At 50.0% G+C, this 23,610-nt stretch carries 20 protein-coding genes; 3 read left to right on the forward strand and 17 right to left on the reverse strand.

Features of this window, described 5'->3' with window-relative positions:
- Positions 1–17: 17 nt before the first annotated feature.
- From ABGT54_RS09515 to ABGT54_RS09550, 8 genes are all read right to left on the reverse strand, one after another.
- On the reverse strand, positions 18–908 hold the full coding sequence (locus ABGT54_RS09515; protein WP_346663868.1) for a sugar ABC transporter permease: 891 nt from the start codon (positions 906–908) through the stop codon (positions 18–20).
- An 83-nt stretch (positions 909–991) separates the two neighbouring features.
- The gene (locus ABGT54_RS09520) at positions 992–2,377 is read right to left on the reverse strand and encodes a carbohydrate ABC transporter substrate-binding protein (protein WP_346663869.1); all 1,386 of its coding nucleotides are present in this window, start codon (positions 2,375–2,377) and stop codon (positions 992–994) included.
- Between the two features lie 292 nt (positions 2,378–2,669).
- A complete protein-coding gene (gene dnaJ, locus ABGT54_RS09525) occupies positions 2,670–3,860 on the reverse strand; it encodes a molecular chaperone DnaJ (RefSeq protein WP_346663870.1) in 1,191 nt (396 codons plus the stop codon).
- Between the two features lie 21 nt (positions 3,861–3,881).
- Positions 3,882–5,771: a molecular chaperone DnaK gene (dnaK, locus tag ABGT54_RS09530; protein WP_346663871.1), complete on the reverse strand. Its 1,890-nt coding sequence runs from the start codon at positions 5,769–5,771 to the stop codon at positions 3,882–3,884.
- 39 nt (positions 5,772–5,810) lie between these two features.
- On the reverse strand, positions 5,811–6,461 hold the full coding sequence (gene grpE / locus ABGT54_RS09535; protein WP_346663970.1) for a nucleotide exchange factor GrpE: 651 nt from the start codon (positions 6,459–6,461) through the stop codon (positions 5,811–5,813).
- 62 nt (positions 6,462–6,523) lie between these two features.
- The gene (hrcA, locus tag ABGT54_RS09540) at positions 6,524–7,570 is read right to left on the reverse strand and encodes a heat-inducible transcriptional repressor HrcA (protein WP_346663872.1); all 1,047 of its coding nucleotides are present in this window, start codon (positions 7,568–7,570) and stop codon (positions 6,524–6,526) included.
- 259 nt (positions 7,571–7,829) lie between these two features.
- Entirely contained in the window at positions 7,830–9,311 is a 1,482-nt protein-coding gene (locus ABGT54_RS09545) for a carbon starvation CstA family protein (RefSeq protein ID WP_346663873.1), read from the reverse strand.
- Positions 9,312–9,515: 204 nt separating this feature from the next.
- Entirely contained in the window at positions 9,516–9,809 is a 294-nt protein-coding gene (locus ABGT54_RS09550; RefSeq protein WP_204907957.1) for a hypothetical protein, read from the reverse strand.
- A 194-nt stretch (positions 9,810–10,003) separates the two neighbouring features.
- Here ABGT54_RS09550 and ABGT54_RS09555 point away from each other — a divergent pair, with 194 nt between their 5' ends.
- Positions 10,004–10,318 (forward strand): hypothetical protein, encoded by a 315-nt coding sequence (locus ABGT54_RS09555; protein WP_346663874.1) that lies wholly within the window; start codon positions 10,004–10,006, stop codon positions 10,316–10,318.
- Positions 10,319–10,530: 212 nt separating this feature from the next.
- On the opposite strand, the gene ABGT54_RS09560 is transcribed toward ABGT54_RS09555, so the two are convergent.
- Together ABGT54_RS09560 and ABGT54_RS09565 are read right to left on the reverse strand one after the other, a co-directional pair.
- Positions 10,531–12,219, reverse strand: a complete 1,689-nt coding sequence (locus ABGT54_RS09560) for a carbon starvation protein A (RefSeq protein ID WP_346663875.1) — start codon at positions 12,217–12,219, stop codon at positions 10,531–10,533.
- 883 nt (positions 12,220–13,102) lie between these two features.
- On the reverse strand, positions 13,103–13,762 hold the full coding sequence (locus ABGT54_RS09565; protein WP_346663876.1) for a Crp/Fnr family transcriptional regulator: 660 nt from the start codon (positions 13,760–13,762) through the stop codon (positions 13,103–13,105).
- A gap of 85 nt (positions 13,763–13,847) precedes the next feature.
- On the opposite strand from ABGT54_RS09565, the gene ABGT54_RS09570 reads away from it, so the two are divergent.
- Positions 13,848–14,564: a 4Fe-4S binding protein gene (locus tag ABGT54_RS09570; protein WP_346663877.1), complete on the forward strand. Its 717-nt coding sequence runs from the start codon at positions 13,848–13,850 to the stop codon at positions 14,562–14,564.
- A 73-nt stretch (positions 14,565–14,637) separates the two neighbouring features.
- Here ABGT54_RS09570 and ABGT54_RS09575 read toward each other — a convergent pair whose 3' ends face one another.
- From ABGT54_RS09575 to ABGT54_RS09590, 4 genes are all read right to left on the reverse strand, one after another.
- A complete protein-coding gene (locus ABGT54_RS09575; protein WP_346663878.1) occupies positions 14,638–15,954 on the reverse strand; it encodes a replication-associated recombination protein A in 1,317 nt (438 codons plus the stop codon).
- A gap of 6 nt (positions 15,955–15,960) precedes the next feature.
- The gene (locus ABGT54_RS09580; protein WP_346663879.1) at positions 15,961–16,710 is read right to left on the reverse strand and encodes a tRNA threonylcarbamoyladenosine dehydratase; all 750 of its coding nucleotides are present in this window, start codon (positions 16,708–16,710) and stop codon (positions 15,961–15,963) included.
- A 99-nt stretch (positions 16,711–16,809) separates the two neighbouring features.
- Positions 16,810–17,376 carry a flavin reductase family protein gene (locus ABGT54_RS09585; RefSeq protein ID WP_346663880.1) on the reverse strand — a complete coding sequence of 189 codons (567 nt, stop codon included), beginning with the start codon at positions 17,374–17,376 and terminating at the stop codon, positions 16,810–16,812.
- Positions 17,377–17,394: 18 nt separating this feature from the next.
- Entirely contained in the window at positions 17,395–19,041 is a 1,647-nt protein-coding gene (locus tag ABGT54_RS09590) for a putative manganese-dependent inorganic diphosphatase (protein ID WP_346663881.1), read from the reverse strand.
- A 193-nt stretch (positions 19,042–19,234) separates the two neighbouring features.
- On the opposite strand from ABGT54_RS09590, the gene ABGT54_RS09595 reads away from it, so the two are divergent.
- Positions 19,235–19,906: a S1 RNA-binding domain-containing protein gene (locus ABGT54_RS09595; protein ID WP_346663882.1), complete on the forward strand. Its 672-nt coding sequence runs from the start codon at positions 19,235–19,237 to the stop codon at positions 19,904–19,906.
- A gap of 97 nt (positions 19,907–20,003) precedes the next feature.
- Here the strand turns inward: ABGT54_RS09595 and ABGT54_RS09600 are convergent, their stop codons facing one another.
- Genes ABGT54_RS09600 through ABGT54_RS09610 form a run of 3 tightly spaced genes read right to left on the reverse strand, consistent with a single transcriptional unit; the run spans position 20,004 to position 23,602 of the window.
- Positions 20,004–20,936, reverse strand: a complete 933-nt coding sequence (locus tag ABGT54_RS09600; RefSeq protein WP_346663883.1) for a molybdopterin-binding protein — start codon at positions 20,934–20,936, stop codon at positions 20,004–20,006.
- Between the two features lie 21 nt (positions 20,937–20,957).
- Entirely contained in the window at positions 20,958–21,677 is a 720-nt protein-coding gene (locus tag ABGT54_RS09605; protein WP_346663884.1) for a HesA/MoeB/ThiF family protein, read from the reverse strand.
- Positions 21,678–21,694: 17 nt separating this feature from the next.
- The gene (locus tag ABGT54_RS09610; RefSeq protein ID WP_346663885.1) at positions 21,695–23,602 is read right to left on the reverse strand and encodes a molybdopterin biosynthesis protein; all 1,908 of its coding nucleotides are present in this window, start codon (positions 23,600–23,602) and stop codon (positions 21,695–21,697) included.
- Between the last annotated feature and the right edge of the window lie 8 nt (positions 23,603–23,610).

Consider the following 23,610-nt stretch of genomic DNA (forward strand, 5'->3'; position numbering starts at 1 on the left):
ACGTTCGGCCCTCCTTTCTAAAATTCCAGAACTTCTCTGTCCGTAATCTTATTGACAACTGCCGCAAGTACAAACGAGAAAAGAAATACCACTACGCCAATGGCCATACCATAACCATATACGCCTGCGCCATATGCCTGCTTGTACATATAGTTCAGGAATACTTCCGAGTGGCCGTTGGGGCCGCCGTCGGACATGATCTGTACGAACTGGAAGCTTAAGTTGATCGTACTGATGATGTAGAAAGTAAGGGTTGTCCGGATGTTGCTCCAGATCAGCGGAAGTGTTACCTGGAAGAACATCTGTATCTCCGTTGCTCCATCCAGGGAAGCCGCTTCATAGAGATCTTCCGGAATTGCCGCCATACTGGCCATATACATAACCATGTAATAACCGATTGCCTGCCATACCAGTGCAAAAATGATGGAATACAGTACGATGTTCTGGTCTCCCATCCACTGGTGCGCCAGAGGATCCAGACCGATGGCTCTTAAAAACGTATTAAGAAGTCCGGTACTGGGATTATAAATCGCGCCGAAAATACCGGCGATAACTACGATACTCAAAATATTCGGCACATAGAAGATGACACGGAAGAAGTTTTTCCCCTTAAACTTTCCGCGGTGTAAGATCGCACCGAACAAAATAGCAAAAAAGATGGTAAATAATGTTACAAGTACAATGATTGCGATCGTATTCTGCATGGCCTGCAGGAAATTATCGTCTCCCATCAGGGATTTGAAGTTGTTAAATCCAACGAACTCTTTTCTGTTGGTGATACCGCCCATCCGGTACAATGACATTCTGAACACGTTGATCGTCGGAACAAAGATGAAGAGTGTAACAAGAATGGCAGCCGGCGCTATACAGCAGAATACGAACCGTCCCTGCGCCTTCTTTCGATTCATACCATTTCTCCTTTCCTTTGAAAAACGGTGAGCAGATCACTCACCGTTTTTCCACACAAATGCTTTCGCAGTTTAAATGTTTCTTATTCCATTGCATCTGCACACTGTGACCAAACATCAACCAGCTGCGCCTGCCACTCGTCAACGCTCATATCGCCTGTGCTGACAGAATCGATGGCTCCGTATACAGAACCTTTCATATCAAGACCTTCGATCGGAGCTGTGGTTGCCCATGTTCCTGTTACAGCCACAACATCGTCGCCTGTCTGGAAGCTTGTCTTGATTACGCCTTCCGGAAGCTTGTCAGCTGCGCCCTGTACCGGTACTACGATCGGTGCGTCAGACTCTTCGCCGGTTTCAGCGTTTGTTGTCTTATTTGCAAGGCAAAGATCAACAACAGTGTCAGAGTACATAAACTTGATGAATTCTTTTGCAAGATCCATGTTCGGTGCATCTGCAGGGATCCACATCTGCTCGGTGAATGTGTATACAGACTGTGATTCGTCTGCGCTCCACTTCGGAACTCCCATTACGCCCCACTCATAATCAGAAGGTGTGGAGTTCGCCATCTCGCCAACTACCCAGCTTCCGTTCGGCATAAAGAGTGCATCGCCGTCGATAACTGCCTGCTGGTTCACCTTGAATCCGCCGTCTGTGTTAGCGTTGGATACGGTGTCTGCCCACAGGTTGTCAGAAGATACCAGTGTTGCGATGGTATCAAGAACCTTCTTTCCTTCATCAGAAGTCCAGGTGTTCTCATCATAGGTCAGAGCGTTGTTGTAGAAATCTGTTCCGCCTGCCTGTGCCAGCATTGCATACATGGTAGCATCAAAGTATCCCGGCTGCGGATAGGTGAACAGGGATCTTCCGTCTGCCTTTGCCTGCTCGCCAAGAGCAAAGAATTCATCCCATGTGGTCGGTACTGCATATTCTTTTCCTTCACCAACCAGTGTTGCATTGTACCAGAAACCAGTCTGTGTGTAGAAGATCGGCGCCAGATAGATCTTGCCATCGCCATACGGCTGTGCTGCAGTACCATCCAGGATACCTTCTACCATTTTCCCTTTCAGCTCATCATCAAAGACGTCTGAAATATCGGCAACTGCCTGCTCCTTCAGCATAGTCTCTGTGAATCCGCTTTCCTGACCCAGGTTGTAGTAAACAACGTCCGGAACATCTCCGTTCTGGATCTCTTTTGTCAGAACCTGATCAAGCTCAGAAGAAAGCTCCAGCTCTACTTCGCAATCGAACTCCTCTTCAAAAGCTGCTGTGATCTTTTCCCAGATGTCAGCTCCGTTTCCGCCTTCAAAAGCTGCCACCTTCAGAGTTTTGCCGTCTCCGCTTCCGCTCTCGTCGCTTCCGCTGTCTTCACCGCTGTCGCTTCCACCGCCGCAGCCTGCAAGAAGAACTACGGTCATAGCTGAAACCAGAGATACTGACAAAAGCTTTTTGACTGTTTTCTTTTTCATAAACTTACCTCCTTTAAGTTTTATTGTAACTTCATTGTATTCTTTTTCCGTGTCCTTTTCCATATGAATCTTGGTTTTTCTTTTATAATTCTTGCTATTTTTTCGCTTTTTTTAACGAAAACATCACAATTTTTGTTCTATCTATTGAACTGACTTCGGAAGAAGTTTTTTTCTTTTATGCAGATTGCATAATATTGTTTCCCATATTCTTTATAATTCTTGCTCTCAACACGCAAACGGGGACGTAGACCTTTTGCAAAGGTCTACGTCCCCGTTCACATTTTGTTCACATTTATGATTCTTCAAAAGCTTCTTTCACTTTATCCATGAATCCTTTTTTCTTTTTCCCGTTTTTGGGATTTTCCTGTTTTTCTTCCGGGCTTCCCAGGCTGTTCCCGGCCAGTTCATCGAATTTACGCAAGGCTTCTTTTGCCTCTGGGCTTAAATGCTCGGGTGTCTGGATCACCAATGTTACATAATGATCGCCTCTTACCTGTGAGTTTCTCACGGATGGAACGCCCTTGCCTTTCAGGCGCACTTTGGTATCTGTTTTTGTGCCCGGCTTTACCGTATAAAGTACTTCTCCGTCTACGGTCCGGATCCGGATATCTGCGCCGAGAGCCGCCTGTGCAAAAGAAATCGGCACTGTCGAGAAAATGTGCATATCCTGTCTCTGGAAGATCGGATGCCTGGACACCACTACCTCCACCAGAAGATCGCCTCTTGGTCCGCCATTTACGCCAGGCTCGCCTTTTTCGCGGATCCGCACGCTCTGACCGTTGTCGATACCTGCCGGAATCGTCACAGATATCTTCTTGCGGCTGGATACATAGCCGGTGCCGCCACAGTCCGGACATTTCTCCCGGATGATCTTGCCGGTTCCGTGACAGTCCGGACAAGTCTGTACGTTCTGTACCGTTCCGAAGAAGGACTGCTGTGTATAGACCACCTGGCCCTTTCCTCCGCATTTCGGACAGGTCTCCGGGGAAGTTCCCGGCTTCGCGCCTGTACCTCCACACTTGGGACAGGGATCTTTGAGCACTACATCCAGCTCTTTTTCACAGCCAAACACAGCTTCCTCAAAGGTAAGCCGCACGCTCTTGCGGATATTCATCCCTTTCATCGGCCCCTGGTTTGCCCGGCCTCTGCGGCCGCCGCCAAACAGATCTCCAAAGATATCTCCGAAGATATCACTGAAATCCGCGCCGCTGAAGTCAAATCCGCCAAATCCGCCTGCGCCTCCTGCACCGCCCTCAAAAGCAGCATGACCAAACTGGTCATACTGCCTTCTCTTGTCAGGGTCACTTAACACCGCGTATGCTTCCGAGGCTTCTTTAAACTTTTTCTCCGCCTCTGCATCTCCGGGGTTCATGTCAGGATGATACTTCTTGGCAATCTGTCTGTATGCTTTTTTCAGAGTTGCCTCGTCAGCATCTCTGCTGACGCCAAGCACCTCATAATAATCTCTCTTTGCTTCTGCCATGATTTATCCCTTTTCTAGTAATTAGACTTCTTTATAATCTCCATCGACTACGTCATCGCCCTGGAATCCGTCCGGAGCCGGTCCCGGATTCGGGCCTGCACCTGCACCCGGGTTCGGGCCTGCGCCCTGTCCTGCTCCTGCAGCAGCGCCTGCCTGCTCATACATCTTGGTGAACAGCTTCTGCGCGCTTTCTGTCAGTTTCTCTTTTCCTGCCTTGATCTCTGCGATCTGGGCGTCTGTCATGTCTTCCATGTTTACTTTCTCAAGCAGCTCTTTGAGTGCTTTGCAGTCCGCCTCTACCGCGGCTTTGTCTGCGCCGTCCAGCTTGTCGCCTACTTCTTTCAGCGCCTTCTCTGTCTGGAATACCATAGCGTCGGCCTCATTCTTGGCGTCGATGCCTTCTTTCCGCTTCTTATCCTGCGCCTCGAATGCAGCTGCTTCTTTCACAGCTTTATCAATTTCTTCATCGGACATGTTGGAGCCTGCGGTAATGGTAATATGCTGTTCTTTTCCGGTTCCCAGATCCTTGGCGGATACATTTACGATACCATTTGCATCGATATCGAAGGTAACCTCGATCTGCGGTACTCCACGCGGAGCCGGTGCGATGCCGTCCAGTCTGAACTGTCCGAGGGACTTATTGTCTCTTGCGAACTGACGCTCGCCCTGTACTACATTGATATCAACCGCTGTCTGGTTATCTGCAGCTGTAGAGAAGATTTGGCTCTTCTTGGTCGGGATGGTGGTATTTCTCTCGATCAGTCTGGTTGCCACACCTCCCATGGTCTCGATAGACAGAGACAGCGGAGTTACATCCAGAAGCAGGATGTCTCCTGCGCCGGTATCACCGGCCAGCTTACCGCCCTGTACAGATGCTCCCAGAGCCACGCACTCATCCGGGTTCAGAGACTTGCTGGGCTCTTTGCCTGTCAGACGTTTTACTTCTTCCTGTACAGCCGGGATACGGGTAGATCCGCCTACCAGAAGTACCTGGCCAAGTTCAGATGCTGTGATGCCTGCGTCAGACAGCGCTCTTTGTACCGGCTCGGAAGTCTTCATTACCAGGTCGTTGGTCAGCTCGTCAAATTTTGCTCTGGTCAGATTCATATCAAAATGCTTCGGTCCTTCTGCAGTTGCAGTGATGAACGGAAGGTTGATGTTAGTGGTAGTTGCGGAAGACAGCTCTTTCTTTGCCTTCTCTGCCGCTTCTTTGAGTCTCTGCAGAGCCATCTTGTCATTGGAAAGGTCTACGCCCTCCTGTTTCTTAAATTCAGCGATCATGTAATCGGTCAGCTTCTGGTCGAAGTCATCACCGCCCAGACGGTTGTTTCCGGCTGTGGAAAGAACTTCAATGACGCCGTCGCCGATCTCGATGATCGACACATCAAAAGTACCGCCGCCAAGGTCATATACCATGATCTTCTGCTCTTTCTCATTGTCAAGTCCATAAGCCAGGGCTGCTGCCGTAGGCTCATTGATGATACGTTTAACATCCAGGCCCGCGATCTTTCCTGCGTCCTTGGTAGCCTGACGCTGTGCGTCGTTAAAGTATGCAGGTACAGTAATAACTGCCTCTGTCACCTTTTCTCCCAGGTATCCTTCTGCATCTGCTTTCAGCTTCTGCAGGATCATTGCGGAAATCTCCTGCGGAGAATACTTCTTGTCATCGATCGTTACTCTGTAATCAGAGCCCATCTCTCTTTTAATAGAAGAAATAGTTCTCTCTGCGTTGGTAACAGCCTGACGTTTTGCAGGCTCGCCCACCAGACGCTCGCCGGTCTTCGTAAATGCTACGACAGACGGTGTGGTTCTTGCTCCTTCTGTGTTTGCGATTACTGTAGGCTGCCCGCCTTCCATAACGGCTACGCAGCTATTTGTAGTTCCTAAGTCAATACCAATAATTTTGCCCATTTTGAATTCCTCCTGTAAAATGAATTTCTATTTTTTATGTTAGTTTGCTACTTTTACCATACTGTGTCTCACAACAGAGTCACGGTACAGGTAACCTTTTTGAAACTCTTCGGCAACAATGTTTTCTCCCAGGTTTTCATCCTCCACATGCATCACTGCATTATGGAAATTCGGATCAAACTCTTTGCCGACGGCCTCGATGGGTTTCACCTCGATTCCTTCCAGTGTTGTCATCAGTTGTTTGTAAACTTTTTCCATGCCCTGTACAAAGGCATTGTCTTTTTCTTCTTCGGTCACAGCGGCAAGTCCCCGCTCAAAATTATCCACGACCGGAAGAATCTTTTCTATGATATCTTTCGCGCCTACTTCGTACATCTGGGATTTCTCCTTTTCCGTACGTTTGCGGAAGTTATCAAACTCTGCCATCTGACGGGTCAGCTTATCCGTCAGTTCCTCGATCTTTTCCTCTTTTTTATCTTTTTTCTTTTTCCCGAAAAATTTCTTCTTTTCTTCGGATCCTTCTTCTGCTTTTTCAGAATCTGCGGCTTCTTCCGAAGCTTCTTCAGAAGTTTCCTGTGCAGTCTCCTCTGCGGTCTCTTCAGCTGCCTCTTCCGCAGTTTCCTGTGCAGTCTCTTCTTCCGCGGCCTCTTCCGCCGCTTTTTTTGCCTCTTCCACGGCTTCCTTTACCATTTCTTCCTGGCTCTTTTCCTGCTTATTTTCCAAGGGTTCTTCCACCTTTCTTTCTTTACTTCCTATGTTTCTTCCTTATGAAACATCTGATCCAGTTCATTTTGAAGCCGCTTCATGGATTTGAGTACGTGTTCGTAATCCATGCGCTTCGGTCCGATAATTCCTATCGTTCCCTTCATGCCCTCGCCCAATTCATAGGTTGCGGTCACTACGCTGCAGTCTTTCATATTCTGGACAGGAGTTTCATCACCGATGTATACCTGGATCCCGGTGTTGTCCTCTCTGGCCAGCGTCTGGGTCACCAGTTCATTTAACTGCTGCTTCTCTTCAAACGCACTGATGATCTCCTGGGCGCTCTGCTTATCGCTGAGCTCCGGGTACTTAAATATGTTCGTGGCACCGCTGGTATAGATATGCATCTCGTTATCCACCTGGATCACTTCCGCCACAGCGTCCAGCACATTGCCCACCACTTCACTGTGGATTCCGGCCTGTTCTTTCAGCCTGGCGATCAGCCCCAGATTGATCTCCTCGATCGGCATTCCTGTCAGCGTCGTATTCAGAAGCATATTTAACTTCAGAAGATTTTCATTGCTTAAGGGCTCCTCCACATTGATGATCTTATTCTTGATCACATTGCCTCCAAGCACGATGACCGCTATAATCTGCTCTTCATCCACCATGGATAGCTGGATGAACTTCAGCTTATTGGCGCTGCTTACGGGGGTGGAGACCATGGTCGCGTAGTTGGTGCTGCTTGCCAGCACCTTCGCAGCCTGGCTTAATAGCTGTTCCATGCGGTCTGCCTTTTCCAGCATCTGCTCCTGCATCTCCGTAAGCTCCTGCTCCTTCTCCTCCATCAGCATATCTACATAGAGGCGATAGCCCTGGTCCGAAGGGATCCGTCCGGCGGACGTATGAGGCTGTAAGATGTAGCCCAGTTCCTCCAGATCCGCCATCTCATTTCTTATGGTGGCTGAACTTAAATTCAGATCTGTGTACTTGGATATGGTCCTGGATCCTACCGGTTCTCCGGTCTCCAGATAGTTCTGGATGATCGCGTGCAGAATCTTTAGCTTCCGCTCGCTCAGTCCGTGGTCCGCTACCATCCGCGTTCCTCCTTCCTTCGGCTTATTAGCACTCTTTAAAATTGAGTGCTAACATCTTCGACTATTAATTTAGCACTCTGCCATTTGTTTGTCAACACCATTTCCTCATTTTTTTCTTTTGAATAAAGGATGCCCGCCCGTGCGAGCACGGCGGCCGCCCTCCCGGGCGTATCACGCAAAAAGAGCATGTTATATATGAAACCATTCTTTCACACATAACATGCTCTGCTGTCATTCTTATCAGAAAACGATCCGCAAATTACTGCTGTTCCTTCTGCGCTTTACGGGCTGCACGTTTTTTTCCGTACCAGAGGATCGCTCCGGCATATACGGCCGCAGCCGCGATTCCAATCGCGTAGGAAGCCGCCCAGGGAAGGTTAAAGCCTATCTTGGCGTTCACGATATATGTAACCGTCACAAATGCGTACCACGCTCCCGGGATCAGCGGGATCCAGACAAACTTTGCCCGGTTGTTCTCAAACATCCAGATCGAGATGGCCAGGAACGCGAACAGGGAAAGGCTCTGGTTTGACCACGCAAAATAACGCCACAGGATATTGAAGCCTTCCGCGTTGCTCTTGGCAAACACCAGGATTACCGCAACCAGTACAAAGATAATCGCAGCCAGGCTCAAGCGCTTCGCCACATTTTTCTGATCCAGATGCAGGGCGTCCGCCACTGCCATACGAAGAGACCGAAGCGCGGTATCGCCGGAAGTGATCGGAAGCACGATCACGCCCAGAAGAGCGATGACTCCGCCTACCGGCCCAAGGATGTCCTTGCAGACTACTCCAATGGTCGCTGTCGCAAGAGACGCGTCAGCCGCCTGCAGTCCGAGATTGTAGACGCCCATGGCTCCTGCCGCCCATACCATGGCGATAAAGCCTTCCAGGATCATCATATTATAGAATGTCATACGGCCCTGGCGTTCACTCTTCATCGTACGGGAAATGATCGCCGTCTGTGTGGAATGAAAACCGGACAAAATACCACAGGCCACTGTGATAAAGAAGATCGGGATAAAATGATTTGCATCAAAATAATCCCCGTAAGACACCAGCGCGCCGTTCCAGTTGTCCCAGATATTGATCAGCGGGTATCCTTTGATAAACAACCCGGCAAATACACCGATGGCAGAGAACAAAAGAATCGCTCCGAAGATCGGATAGATCCGTCCGATAATTTTATCAATCGGAAATACGGTCGCGATCAGATAATACACAAAGATCACTCCGTATATCACCCAGGTAGAAACCGAAGTGGCAGCTCCGTCAAAGCCAAACACCTGCGTTGCCGCGATGTCTCCCGGTGTATAGATAAATACCGCGCCGACCAGCAAAAGCAACAGACTGCAGAAGATCTGATAAAAGGTATAAACACCCTTATTGCTGTACCTGCGGATCATATCCGGCATCTGCGTCCCGCCGTCGCGAAGACAGATCATACCGGAAAAATAGTCATGCATCGCGCCGCCGATCACATTTCCGATGGGAATCGTGATAAAGGCGATGGGACCAAACAGGATACCCTGGATCGGCCCAAGGATAGGGCCTGTTCCCGCAATGTTCAGAAGATTGATCAGACTGTTTTTCCACTCTCTCATAGGAACATAATCCAATCCGTCCTGTTTCGTGTAGGCAGGAGTCTTCCTGTCGTCAGGCCCGAATACATGCTCGCAGAACTTGCCGTAGATCGCAGCTCCCACAAACAGGATTACAAGACCGATAATAAAAGTTTGCATGTGAATTCCTCCTTTTCTCTCATCCTGATACGCATAAACATTTGCACAACACAATATTATATTCCTTCATATTTAAATGTAAATGAAGTATCTTAACCAGTCTTAGCCCTTTCTTAACTTGATCTTTTTTAATGTCTCCACAAAAAAAGAGCTGCCAGAGAAAATCTCTGACAGCCCTGTCCGCTTCCATAAGAACCGGAACCATTAGCTCAGTTCTACTTTTGCAGCCTCTTCCGGCTTAAAATCATTCGCCAGATCGTAGATGTTGTGTCCGGTAGATTCGCTCAACACTCTTCCCTCCAGAGAGTAGCAGCGGATAAATCTCTTGCCGTCAACACTGGACCAGTGCTCTACATCCCAGGACATGTATCCGTCTTCGTCAGACTTTTTCTCCTTCAGATACAGATCCACCTGACGTCCTTCCTTCATCTTTTCGATCAGTCCTTTGGTTCCGTCTACTTCTACTTCTGTCTTATTTACAGAATCATAAATGGTCATGATAGGTATCCTCCTGTTTCCTATAAAATATTTCTACAGTAAATTATAGCTTCTGAAACAGAAAATTACAAGACAGTTGCATAATTAAAAAAGTGCTTACAGGCCGCATAAAGCCTGTACTTTTTTTGTCAAGTTTTTCGTTTTGCTATCTAGTAATATTTAGTGATATATGAATTATTACAGAGGTGATTATTATGCGTGTCACAACATCTAAATCAAAAAATTCCGAATCCTTTTACATTACAAAGTCCTATACAAATGCCCAGGGTAAGAGTACTTCTACCACGATTAAAAAACTAGGTACTCTGGCCGAATTATCGGAACGGCTTGGCACTGATCGTGATGGTGTCATGGCATGGGCAAAAGAACAGGCAAGAATCGAAACGGAAAAATATAAAAAAGAAACGGAAGATGCAGTTGTTACGATCCCCTTCCATTCCAACAGGATTATGGACTATAGTATGTTTCGGTTCCGGTATGGAGGCGCCACTGAGCCGCCGGTATTATGAAGCCATCCACAGCAGATATATGGATAAGATCAACCGGCTGATGGCGGAGCACCGTGCAAAGCCTTATGGTCAGCGAGATCTCTGACTGATGGTCTGCTTTGTGAAAAATATCCACCCTAAAGAAACACCGGAGAGAGCAGGCACCCCCGCTTTCTCCGGTGTTCTTCTTTCTCTGTTCTGTTTTATAGAATGTCAGAGTTCCGTATGATTTATCATTTCTCTGCTTTCTTTCTCACAAGCTCTTTTCCTGAAGTGACCACGATCGTAACTCCCAGGATCAGAAGCAGGATCGCCACGATCAGCTGCAGCCCTTCAACCATAAATACAGCTGTTCCTGCGGAAAACGCCTTCACAAGGGCAATGGATCTCTGGACCAGTGCCGTAAATGTCACGATCAGCATGATCACGAACGGAGGCACCAATGTTTTCAGTGTTCTTCCCGTAACTTTCAGGAATACGCACAATGTGATCAGTACCAGGGCGCTCAGAAGCTGGTTCGCACTTCCGAACAGCGGCCAGATATTGGAGTATCCGACCTGGGTCAGGATATATCCGAATACCAGTGTGATGACCGTTGCAAAATATTTATTGCACAGGACTTTTCTCCATCCTTCCGCGTGCTCCATGTCATCCTTGCTGAACAGCTCCTGGAATGACATACGCCCGATACGAGCAACCGAATCCAGTGTTGTAAACGCCAGGGCAGACACGCACATGGTCATAAAGCTCTGCGCCACATAGACCGGGATACCGAACATCTCAAGGAATCCTGCCACTCCGGACGAGAAGATCTGGAACGGCGTTCCCACTGCTGCAGTTCCGTCCGCCCCTGCTGCCGCACCTGCAACACAGAGCGCGATCACTGCCAGAAGGCTTTCCAGCACCATCGCTCCGTATCCGACTTTGAGCATATCCTTTTCGTTGGAGATGGTCTTGGACGAAGTACCTGACGATACCAGGCTGTGGAATCCGGATACCGCACCGCAGGCGACTGTTACGAACAGGATCGGGAACAGTGTTCCCAGACTCTCATTCTGGAATCCGGTAAATGCCGGAAGGTTCATCGTCGGATGCGCAAACAGAAGCCCCAGGACTGCACCTGCGATCATACCGATAAACATAAATGTGGACATGTAATCCCTCGGCTGCATCACAAACCACATGGGCAGCACTGCCGCGAGGAAGATATAGATAAATGCGATGTATACCCACATCTCTTTGCCCAGGATCACCGGGAAGTTCATACCGCATACAAACGCCAGCACGGTACATACCAGCCCGAACACAACTTCTTTCCATCCGGTCAGCTTCACTTTGTGCTGAACCACACCGAATACCACAGCAAACAGGATAAAGAACAGGGAAATGCTTCCCGCTGCTCCGTTTACCTGTGCATTCTCAGAAAGAGTCTGTACTCCGTCTGTCACCACATATGCGTTGAATGTATCCGCCACCATATCGGCAAATGCCGCGATCACGATCAGGCAGAACAGCCAGCAGAATCCCAGGAACAGCTTTCTTCCCGCTTTTCCGATATATTTCTCGATCAGCAGCCCCATTGATTTTCCATCGTTCTTAACACTTGCATACAGAGCGCCGAAATCTGTAACGGCTCCAAAAAAGATGCCGCCCAGGATGATCCACAGAAGGACCGGCAGCCATCCAAACGCCGCTGCCTGGATCGCTCCGGTGACAGGGCCCGCACCTGCTATGGATGAAAACTGATGTGCAAATACAGTCCAGCCGTCCGTCGGTACATAGTCCTGTCCGTCATTGTGAACGACCGCAGGAGTCTTCGCTTTCGGATCGATTCCCCACTTTTTCGCCAGCCAGCGTCCGTACAGCGCGTATGCCGCGATAAGGCAGACGGCGGCGATCAATACGATTACCAGTGTGTTCATAATTCTCTACTCTCCTTTTTAATGTAAAACTGAGGTGTCAAACACCTTTTTCAAGGCATCTTCGGATCAAAGCCAGCTTTCTCCATCCGGAATCTCCTCTGTAGACATTTCCTCCGGAAAGTTCTCCTGCAGGGAACGTTTTCATCTGTCCCACGAAAAAGAAAAACGCCTCCCGACAGATCACTCTGTCAGAAGACGAAGTATATTTTCTCCGCGTTACCACTTCTCATTACCGATCATCTCGGTCACTCATTCCCGTCGTCCGCTTTGTCTGCGTCCTCAGCACTTTCCAGGTTTCCTCCCCGTCTCTTGGGTTCATCCCCGGAAGGTACTCTCAAATCCTGGCGGATTAACAGGTTTCCTGATAACGGTGGAATTCCGGTCCGGGCTACTTGGCGTACCGCGTTCGTCCCGACTGCTCGCAGGGGATGGCTTCCTCGCCGTGCTGTTCCCTCACACCAGCCGGGAACTCTCTGATAGCAGCTGAACTTCGGAAGTCCTGTCCTGTTCTTCGCATTGGCTTTTTTCAATCCTGTTTCATTATAACTCAGCTGTCTCCAAAGTCAACAAGAAAATAGAACGCACTCTGTTTTTTGTTAATATTTTATAAATTCCCCTTTTGTTCGGGAACAGATTTGTTTGATTTTACCGTAGTAAAGCGTTCCATTATCAAAGTTTCCAGCCAATGATCTTTGTTTTTCATCGTCCGGTCCGGTTTACTTCTACCCTTTCTGATCCGGCAAAGCGAAGGCGCCCTGGCGCTCAACATCTGCTTTCTGGAATTTGTGTCTCTGTTTGCCATACTCGGCGAAATGCTGGTAAAAAAGCTGACCGGAAAGGAGTTTCCAGAAGCGGGACATCAAATAGTTTTTGGCCCTGCCATTTACAGAAGCCAGAATTCGCTTCTCTTATAATCCAGTACCCCTTCCCGGCGGAGCTTTGACAGCTCCGCCGACATGGCACTTCGGTCCACACAGAGATAATCTGCCAGTTCCTGCCTGTTAAAGGGGATCACAAAATGCCGCTTCTTTTCTTTTTTTGCGGTCTCCGACAGATAGGACAACAGCTTCTCCCTGGTACTCCGGCGGGACAGGCAGGTAATCTTTTCACTGAACGCCACGTTCTTTCCTGCCAGGATCGTCACCAGATTGCGAAGCATCTGCTGATGGCAGGGACAGGCCGCCGGACAGACAGAAAGCACCTTTCCGATATGCATCCAGCAGATCTCGCAGTCTTTTTCCGCGATCACGCTGACCGGACTTTTTCTGACTCCCGCGCAGGCAAAAGCCGCTCCGAACAGACCGCCCTTCTCCAACTTCTCTACGATATTCCGGTTTCCAAACACGTCATCCTGGACCACCTGTACACTTCCCTCCAGCACGATCCCGATCCTGTCCGGGATCTCTTCCTCAGACAGGATCATCTCCTGGCGGCGGTACTTCTTCCTCGTACTGTCCATACAGACAAGAAGTTTTTCCAGTTCTTCGCCTTTGATGCCCCCAAAAAGAGTCGCCCGGCTTATCACTTCTAATTCTTTTCTCATTTTTCTCTCCTTTGTTGGAAATCCAACATACAGTTTCTTATGAGTGTAGTAAACTACAGCCATCAAGTCAAGGAGGAAATCAACAATGATCCGAAAAATTATCCATATAAATGAAGAAAAATGCAACGGCTGCGGCGCCTGTGCCTCTGCCTGCCACGAAGGAGCCATCCAGATGATAAACGGCAAAGCCGAACTGATCCGCGAAGATTACTGCGACGGCCTGGGCGATTGCCTGCCCGCCTGCCCTACCGGAGCCATCACCTTTGAAGAACGGGAGGCAGCCGCCTACGACGCCGCTGCCGTCCAAAAACATCTGGCCGCAAAAGAAGCCACGGCCTCCAAGGCACATCCTGTGTTTTCCGGCTGTCCCGGCCAGCAGGCACGTCAGATGACCAAAGGAAACGCTTCGTCTGCTCTTACAGACCCGCAGGCCGTTCCCGGCGAACTGACACAATGGCCGGTCCAGATCCAGCTCGCCCCGGTAAATGCGCCCTACTTTTCCGGCGCAAACCTGCTCATAGCAGCGGACTGCACCGCCTATGCATACGGTGATTTTCACCGCAGATTCATCCGAGACCATATCACATTAATCGGATGTCCCAAACTGGATCCTGTTGATTATACCGAAAAGCTGACCCAGATCATCCAGGCCAACGACATTCAAAGCCTGACCATCGTACGCATGGAAGTCCCGTGCTGCGGCGGAATCGAACGAGCAGCCACAAACGCCTTAAAAGCCAGCGGAAAATGGATTCCCTGGCAGGTAGTGACCATCGGTATCGACGGAACAATCAAAGAATAATGTGACGGAAGTGTGAACGGGGACGTAGACCTTTTGCAAAGGTCTACGTCCCCGTTCACACTTCCGTCACATTTTACCGCTTCCGTATATACTCCATCCACTCCCGCATCTGCTTTTCCCGTCCATTCTCTCCGGGCTCGTAAAACCTGGCTCCCAGAATCTCATCCGGCAGGTATTGTTGTTCCACATAGTGGTGGGGGTAATCATGTGCGTATTTATAGCCGACTCCGTGTCCCAGATTCCCTGCTCCTTTATAGTGAGCGTCCTGCAAATGGGCCGGCACGCTGGTCTTCGTGCTCCGGACGCTTTCCATGGCTGAAAAAATGGCCTTCGTAGCAGCGTTGCTTTTTGGTGCGGCCGCCACATAGGTCACTGCCTGCGATAAGATGATCTGGGCCTCCGGCATGCCGATCCTTTCTACTGCCTGTGCTGCCGACACTGCCAGCGTCAGCGCCATGGGATCTGCGTTCCCTACATCCTCAGAAGCACAGATCATGATACGTCTGGCGATAAACCGGATATCTTCTCCGGCATAAAGCATTTTTGCCAGATAATAGACCGCTGCATCCGGATCGGAGCCCCGCATGCTCTTGATAAAAGCGGAAATTGTATCATAGTGATTGTCTCCGGATTTGTCATACCTGACCACCCGTTTCTGGATACATTCAGAAGCCACGGAAAGCGTCAGATGAATCTTGCCGTCCTCGCTTCGCCCGGTAGTCAGGATCCCCAGTTCCACCGCATTGAGCGCACTCCTTGCATCCCCTCCGGAAATATCCGCCAGAAAATCAAGCGCTTCTTCTTCTATCACCGCTTCGTAGCTTCCCATGCCTTTCTCCCGGTCAGAAACTGCCCGGCGGATCAGCGTCTTAATGTCTTCCGGCTCCAGCGGCTTTAGCTCAAACACCACAGACCGGGACAAAAGCGCCCCGTTTACCTCAAAATAAGGATTTTCTGTGGTAGCGCCGATCAAAATGATCGTGCCATCCTCCACAAAAGGCAGCAGATAATCCTGCTGGCTTTTATTAAACCGGTGGATCTCATCAATAAACAGAATGGTTTTCTTCTGATACATTCCCTGCAGATCCTGTGCTTTTTTCACCACCTCTTCCATATCCTTTTTCCCTGCCACAGTGGCATTGATCTGAGTGAATTCCGCGCTGGTGGTATGGGCGATGACCTTTGCCAAGGTTGTCTTTCCTGTGCCGGGCGGCCCATAAAAGATGACGGAACTTAACTTATCGGCGCGAATGGCCCGGTATAAAAGCTTATCCTTTCCAATGATATGCTGCTGACCCACCACCTCTTCCAGAGTCACAGGTCTTAACCGCGAAGCCAGAGGAGCTTCTTTTTCCATGTTTTGTTCCCGCATATAGTCAAATAAATCCATAGCTTCCTACCTTTCTTTCCATCCAATGATGTCCCGGATCACTTCGCCTGCGATCAAAAGTCCCGCCACCGGCGGCACAAAAGAAATACTGCCGGGCAAAACTCTGCGGTTCCCTTTTTCCTCTCCGGTATCCCTTCCGGATATATCGATGGGCTGTTCCCTGGAATAGAGCACCTTTACCCCCCGAATCCCTCTTGCCTTCAATTCCCGCCGCATCACCTTACAAAGGGGACAGACACTGGTTTTGCTGATATCCGTAATCTCAAAAAGTTCCGGGTGCATCTTATTGCCGGTTCCCATACAGCTGATCACCGGGATTCCTTCCTGCCATGCCTTTTCAATCACCGTAAGCTTTGCCGTCACCGTATCAATGGCATCTACGATATAATCCGGCCGGACTGCAAAGATTTCCTCCCGGTTTTCCGGCAGCACAAATGTCTCATAAGTTATCACTTCCGTGGACGGACAAATGTCCCGGATCCGCGCCTTCATCACCTGGGTCTTGTATTCTCCCAGTGTGCTGTGACAGGCAATGGACTGGCGATTGATATTGGTAAGAGAGACCTGGTCATTATCCACCAGGATCAGCCTTCCGATCCCGCCTCTTGCCAGAGCTTCGATACAGTGAGAGCCCACGCCTCCCACACCCAGCACCATCACTGTGGCCTTCCGCAGCTTTTCCATCCCGTCCCTTCCGATCAAAAGTTCTTCTCTGGCAAACTCATGCGCTGTTTCCTGCGTTCTGTTTTCCTGCATCCTTTCCCTTCTCCTGTCTGTTCTTAAGAAAAACTGCGGGATTTCCGCAGTTTTCCTATTTTAAATCTACGTTCGCATCCGGCTTTTCCATCCGTCTGCTTATTTTTTCTTTACACTAAAGCCAAATCTTCCCAGATCCTCTCCCAGGCTGAAATATTCCCCGTGAGAATATGCGATCAGTCCGGTTTCATTCAGTTCAAATTTCCCATTCTCATTCATGTACGCCTCGTCCGCCTGAACAGCCAGGATACGGGCCAGAAACATATGATGACTTCCCAGTTCTTTTACCTCTGTTACCTGGCACTCCAGGTTCACCGGGCTTTCTTCAATAAGAGGCGCGTAGACAAGCCGGCTGGCTCTGCCCTTCGTAAGCCCGGTTTCCTCCCATTTGTCGACGTCTCTTCCCGAACGCACTCCACACCAGTCCGTGACCCTGGCCAGCTTCTTCGTAGTCAGGTTTACCACAAACTCTCCGGTCTCACGGATCATGTGATATGTATAGCGTTCCGGCTTTACAGAAATATACAGCATCGCCGGGTTGGTGCAGATCGTGCCGGTCCAGGCCACAGTCAGGATTCCGGCTTCTCCCTTTTTATCCGCTGCACTCACCAGCACAGCCGGAAGCGGATAGAGCATATTTCCTGGTTTCCATATCTGTTTTCCCATAGCAATCCTTCCTTTTCTTTACTGCTGCATAAAGCTGACCAGCGTCGGGATCAGCTGTTTCTTTCTGGACACAACCCCCTTCAGGATGATCGGATCCGTATCCTCCCTTAGATCAAACGCCTCCAGTACCCGCTCTTTCGCGCCTGCGCCGCAGCAGATCAGTTCGGTAGATTCATCCAGGATATCAGTCAGCATGAAATAGATCATCTGCAGATTATTGGCTTTGAGCACCTTCGGCAGATGGGGCGTAAGCTTCTCACGGATCTCCGAAAGCTCTTCCCGGTTCATGGAATTGATCTGTCCCACGCCAAACACGATCTCATTTACTGTAAACTGTTTGAAATCCTGGAAGCAGATCTCCTCGGCGCTCTTACCCTGCAGGTTGCTGCCTGCCCGGAACATTTCTCCTGCCAGCTGCTCCAGATCAATCTCCGCTGTCTTCGCCAGTTTCTTTGCTGTCTTTTCATCCACCGCAGTACAAGTGGGAGAACGAAACAGAAGGGTGTCGGATATGATCGCAGAACACAGAAGGCCTGCGATGGTTTTGCTGATCTTGACTCCCGCTTCCTGATACATCTGATAAATGATCGTAGCAGTGCAGCCTACCGGCTGATTGCGAAAGAACACCGGACCTACCGTCTCGATATTTCCCAGCCTGTGATGGTCCACGATCTCCACGATCTCTGCTTCTTCGATGCCGTCCACGGCCTGTGATTTTTCGTTGTGGTCCACCAGGATCACTTTTTTCTTGCTCACGTCCAGGAACCGACGTCTGGAAATAAATCCCCGGAACCTTCCGTGACGGTCCAGGATCGGGAAATCACGGAACTTCTTTTTGGTCATCACGTCTTTGATATCGTCCACATAATCCGTAAGCTGGAAGGTGGTCAAAGGCATTTTCGTCATAAAATATTTGACCGGAATGCTCTGATTGATCAGCCTGGCCACCGTAAAGGTATCGTGGGGCGTGCGGATGATCACGATGCTCTGCTCTTCTGCCTTTTTGATCAGTTCGTCCGGAATCTCCGCATTCTGACAGATCACCAGGCAGCTGGCGTCAATGTCCACCGCGCATGCCTGGGACTCATAGCGGTTGCCCAGGATCACCAGGTCATCTTTCTCAATAAACCGCTCCATCAGATCTGGATTGGACGCGCCAATCGCCACTTTCCCTTTGGTAAATTTCCCATGTTCATTTCCTGTCACCAAAGTGCCGTCCAGTGTCTTGATGATATTTCTATATTGGGTCTTGGCCGCGGACAACACCCGGTTGTCATAAACGTCCATATAGGATGTGGCGATATCTCCGGTAGAGATCACTCCCACCAGCTCTTCATCCTTCAACACTGGAATGGTTTTCACATTATTTTCTTTCATTTTTTCCCAGGTATCCTTGATGGAGAACTGGGGATCCACGCCATCGATCTTGTGGATATCAATATCCTTTACCTGAAGCTTTACATTTTGCAAAAGCGGCGGCGCCTCTACGCCAAACCGGTTCAGCACATAGGCTGTCTCCTCATTGATCAGACCTGCTCTGCGTGGAACATACTCCTCCCCTGTCACCTGCTTTTTCAGATATGCGTAAGCAATGGCCGAACAGATGGAGTCCGTATCCGGATTCTTATGTCCCACCACATAGACTTTTCCTGCTTTTCTACTCATATAATCCTACACCTCACTCGCCTTCCGGGACGGAAGGACTTACTTTAAAATTAAGCTTGCCATCTTTTTTCTGGTTCGTCAACCACAAATTTGGATAAAGAATTGATTTTTCTTTGAACATCTGCGCCAAACTGTGCTATACTAAGAGAAACGTGCATACACATTACAGTTAAATGAAGAAAGGAAAAAGATTATGAGCGAAGAATTATTACAGGAAGAGACAACGATGGCTGACCTGGAGGAGCATTTTGATGATGCCAATCCGTGGAACATTGTTCAGTCATATATGGAAAATAAGACCATCCTCCCGGTAAAGGTAGAAGGGATCGTCAACGGCGGAGCCATTGCCATGGTAGAAGGCCTGCGTGGATTCATCCCCGCATCCAAGCTTTCCCTCTCCTACATCGAAGACCTGGAAACTTATCTCTTAAAAGACATTGAAGTCCGGGTCATCGAAGCCAATCAGGCAGAAAACCGCCTGGTACTCTCTGCACGGGAAATTTTAAAAGAAAAAGAAAAGAAGGCGATGGAGGAACGGATCGCAAATCTGAAAGTCGGAACCGTTCTTACCGGCACCGTAGAAAGTCTGCAGAACTACGGCGCGTTCGTCCGTCTGGAAGACGGGCTGTCCGGTCTGGTACATGTATCCCAGATCAGCCAGAAGCGGGTAAAATCCCCCAAAGACGTGCTGAATGTGGGCGATGAGGTACAGGTAAAAGTCATCGGCATCAAAGAAGGCAAGATCAGCCTTAGCATGAAAGCACTGGAAGAAAAAGCAGAAGAGCCGGTTGAAAAGGTAGTGATCCCCAAATCCGAAAATATCGGCACCAGCTTAGGCGATCTCTTTAAAAACCTGAAACTCTAATATTTTTTAAGGTGGCCTGGTATCTGGCCACCTTTCTTTATGCCACCATAGGAAGCGATCAACTCCCATTTCTCCATGACGCGCAGTCTAAAGCCTGTTATCTTGCGCATTCGCCGCCGGTTCCCCGCAGGATATCCAGCCCGTGATCCAGCTGGGGCAGAAGAAACTCCAGCGCTTCCGCCACTGCCTTTGGGCTTCCCGGCAGGTTAATGATCAGAGTCTTTCCCCGGATCCCGGAGACTGCCCGGCTGAACATGGCCCGGGGCGTGATCGTCATAGAATAACCCCGGATGGCGTCCGCGATGCCGTTTGCCATCCGGTCGCAGGCCTGGATGGTGGCCTCAGGCGTCAGGTCCCGTTCGGAGAATCCAGTGCCGCCGGTGGTGAAGACCACATCCATCTGCCGCTGGTCCGCCAGGCGGATCAGCTGGCTCTTTAACGGCTCGATGCCGTCTGCAAGGAGCAGCGTCTCCCGGATCTGATATCCGGCCGCTTCTGCCAGTTCACAGATCTTCGGGCCGCTTTTGTCCTCCCGCTCTCCTTTTACGCCCTTGTCACTTAAAGTGATGACCGCAGCTGTGTAGGGCCGGTCCGGGGACGGCGCCTCCATTTCTACCGCGTCTCCTTTACAGATCCGCCCGCCTTTTACCACCTCCGTAAACACGCCTTCTCTTGGCATGATGCAGTCTCCCATTTTCTTATAGATCTCACAGTGGCTGTGGCATTCTTTGCCAATCTGCGTCAGTTCCAATACCGCCTCGCCAATCCGGAACCGGGTTCCCACCGGAAGCCTGCGAAGATCGTATCCCTCCACGATCAGGTTCTCTCCAAAGGCTCCAAAGTCCACATCCGCTCCTTTTTCACGAAATGCCTCGATCTTTTCAAAGGACAGAAGGCTCACCTGGCGGTGCCAGTCTCCGGCATGGGCGTCGCCCTCGATCCCCCAGTTCTCTTTTAAAACCGCTTCGTTTACCTCTTTTTTCTGTGTGCCTCTCTTCTCGCTGACACAGATTCCAAGTACCTTTCCCATCGTATCCTCTATCCTCCTGCTCTATTCTTCCAGACAGGACAGATGCGCCCTGCACTCTGGATCTTTTTCCACCTCAATTTTATCAAATTCACCGTTTAACCCGTCGTACTGCAGCATTGTCCCCAGAAGAAGTTCCTTCCTCCCAAGGATCTTTTTCACCGCCTCTACCGCCTGCAGACATCCGATCACCCCGGCTGCGGCGCCAAGCGCCGGCACAGGTACTGGACTTTTTCCCAGATGATACCCGAGACATTCCAGGCAGGCCGTTTCCCTGGAAATGTCCATCACATACCCGTAGAACCCCTGCACAGCTCCCTCCACAAGGAAAATATCCTCTGCAAGGCAGGATCTCCCGACAATACATCTGGTTGCAAGGCTGTCCACACAATCCACCACGACATCTGATCCTTTCAGGATCTGACCGGCATTTTCTCCTGTCAGAGAGCAGGCAAATGTCTCCACACGGATCCTCCGGTTCATTCTCCTTAACTTTTCCGCCGCCAGATCCGCCTTTTTCTTCCCGATGTCTTCTTCCCGGTAAAGAAATTGCCGGTTCAGATTGGTATCAGAAACAGTATCTCCGTCCACCAGGCGTATCGTCCCCACACCGGCTTGTGCAAGATAGGTGAGGACCGGCGAGCCCAGGCCGCCGCAGCCGATCACAGTTACCACAGCACGTTCCAGTTTTTTCTGTCCCTTGATCCCGATCTCCGGCATCAGGATCTGCCTGTCATATCTCATACACATTCTCCCCGTCCTTATATCAGGATGATTTTTCCGGCATTCTCTGCGCCATATCCGCCTGCTTCCTTTACCCGGGACTTAAACGGCTCTGACTGGAGCGCCTGAATAAAATCCTGGATAAAGGGAAGTTCCAGATTCTTCTTTTCAATGGCAAAATCGTATTCTTCTTTTCCCACTTCTATAAAAGAAAGATCCATGGCTTTTGCCGCCGCATAGATTCCCATCGCAGCATCCACTCCCCCGTCCTTCACAAGGGCTGCCGCAGCCATATGGGTCGCTGCCTCCAGCTCATACCCTTCAATCTGCTCCGGCCGGATGCCAGCCTGCTTCAGAAGATGATCCAGAAGCACCCGGGTACCCGCGCCGCGCTGCCGGTTGGCATACCTGCATCCAGGCAGATCTTCCACACCGCAGATTCCTTTGGGATTACCTTTTTTTACCATCAGCCCCTGGATCCGGCTCACACCCTTGATCAACGCCATCTCCCGATCCGGAAAGATCCGTTTCAGATAGGCAATGTTATAAACGCCGGTTTCTTCATCCAGAAGATGCGTAGGCGCGATGTGGGCTTCTCCCCGCTTCAGCGCCATCAGTCCGGCCATGCTTCCAACATGCGTACTGGAAAGATGTACGCCCGGAAACAGATCCGGCAAAAGATCTGCCAGAAAGTCCATGATCAGATCGTGACTTCCCACGGATACGATCGTATGGCGGATCTCATCCTTCGGCCGCCACAGTTCCACCTGCACCTGCTCCCCGGCCTCATAGCCTTCCAGATTCTGATCGATGATACATACACCGTCCGCCTTTACCAGGCTGGTAGCCGCGGCCGCTCCTCTTGCCAGGGGCGACGCCACCAGGCGTCCGTTCACCTCTCCTACCTTTACCCGTACATATTCCTTATGCTTCAGAGACGAGACAAGGCGTTTGGATATAACTGCCTGTTCCAGTGGACGCGCCTTAAGACTGCTGCCTGTAAAAAGTTCTATGACCGGCTTTACAAAAGTCTCAAAATCAATATATGCCGACACCGGATACCCGGGAAGTCCGATAACCGGTTTGTGATCCACAATCGCCAGAATCACCGGCTTTCCAGGCTTAATGGCAACCCCGTGGATCAGAACCTCCCCCAGTTCCCGCAGTACATGCACCGTATAATCCTCCGTACCCGCGCTGGATCCGGCGTTCACGATCACCAGGTCATCCCTGGATACCGCCTCTTTTACCGTTTCCCTGATCTTTTCATAATCATCATGGATGATCGGGAAACGGTCCGGCTCACCTCCATACTGCTGTACCAGCGCCGCAAACATCCCGGAATTAGAATCTATGATCTGTCCGTCTTCCGGTTCCTGCCCCGGCGGGATCATCTCTGTGCCTGTGGGAATGATCCCGACACGGGGAGACGCATGAACCCTGATATTTACGATCCCTCCGCCAAGAAGCACGCCGATATCCACCGGACGGATCCTATGATGACCGGGCAGCAGCATCTCTCCGGCCACAATATCTTCTCCGATTGGTCGGATGTGATTCCAGGGCGCGACAGCAGCCATGATCTGCACTGTGTCATCATCCATTTCCAGCAGATCCTCCGCCATGATCACTGCGTCATAAGGTTCTCTGATCGGATCCCCGGTATCTACCACCTGAAAATCCTCTCCCCGCCTTAAGACCATCGGATGTTCTTCGCTGGCTCCTCTTGTCTTCTTTGCTTCTACCGCGATCCCGTCCATCGCAGACGCATTAAACAGCGGAGAACAGAGCCTTGCATAAACCGCTTCCGCCGTAACTCTCCCAAGACTCCTGTCAACAGGAATTTCTTCCGTTCGAATGGAAATACATTCTTTCACTGTCCTGTAATACCGTTCTTTTGCCTCCTCTACAGGCGTTGTATGCAGATATAGATTTCGCTTCTCCATCTCTTCAC

The organism is uncultured Merdimonas sp. (assembly GCF_963929015.1).
Lineage (GTDB): Bacteria > Bacillota > Clostridia > Lachnospirales > Lachnospiraceae > Merdimonas.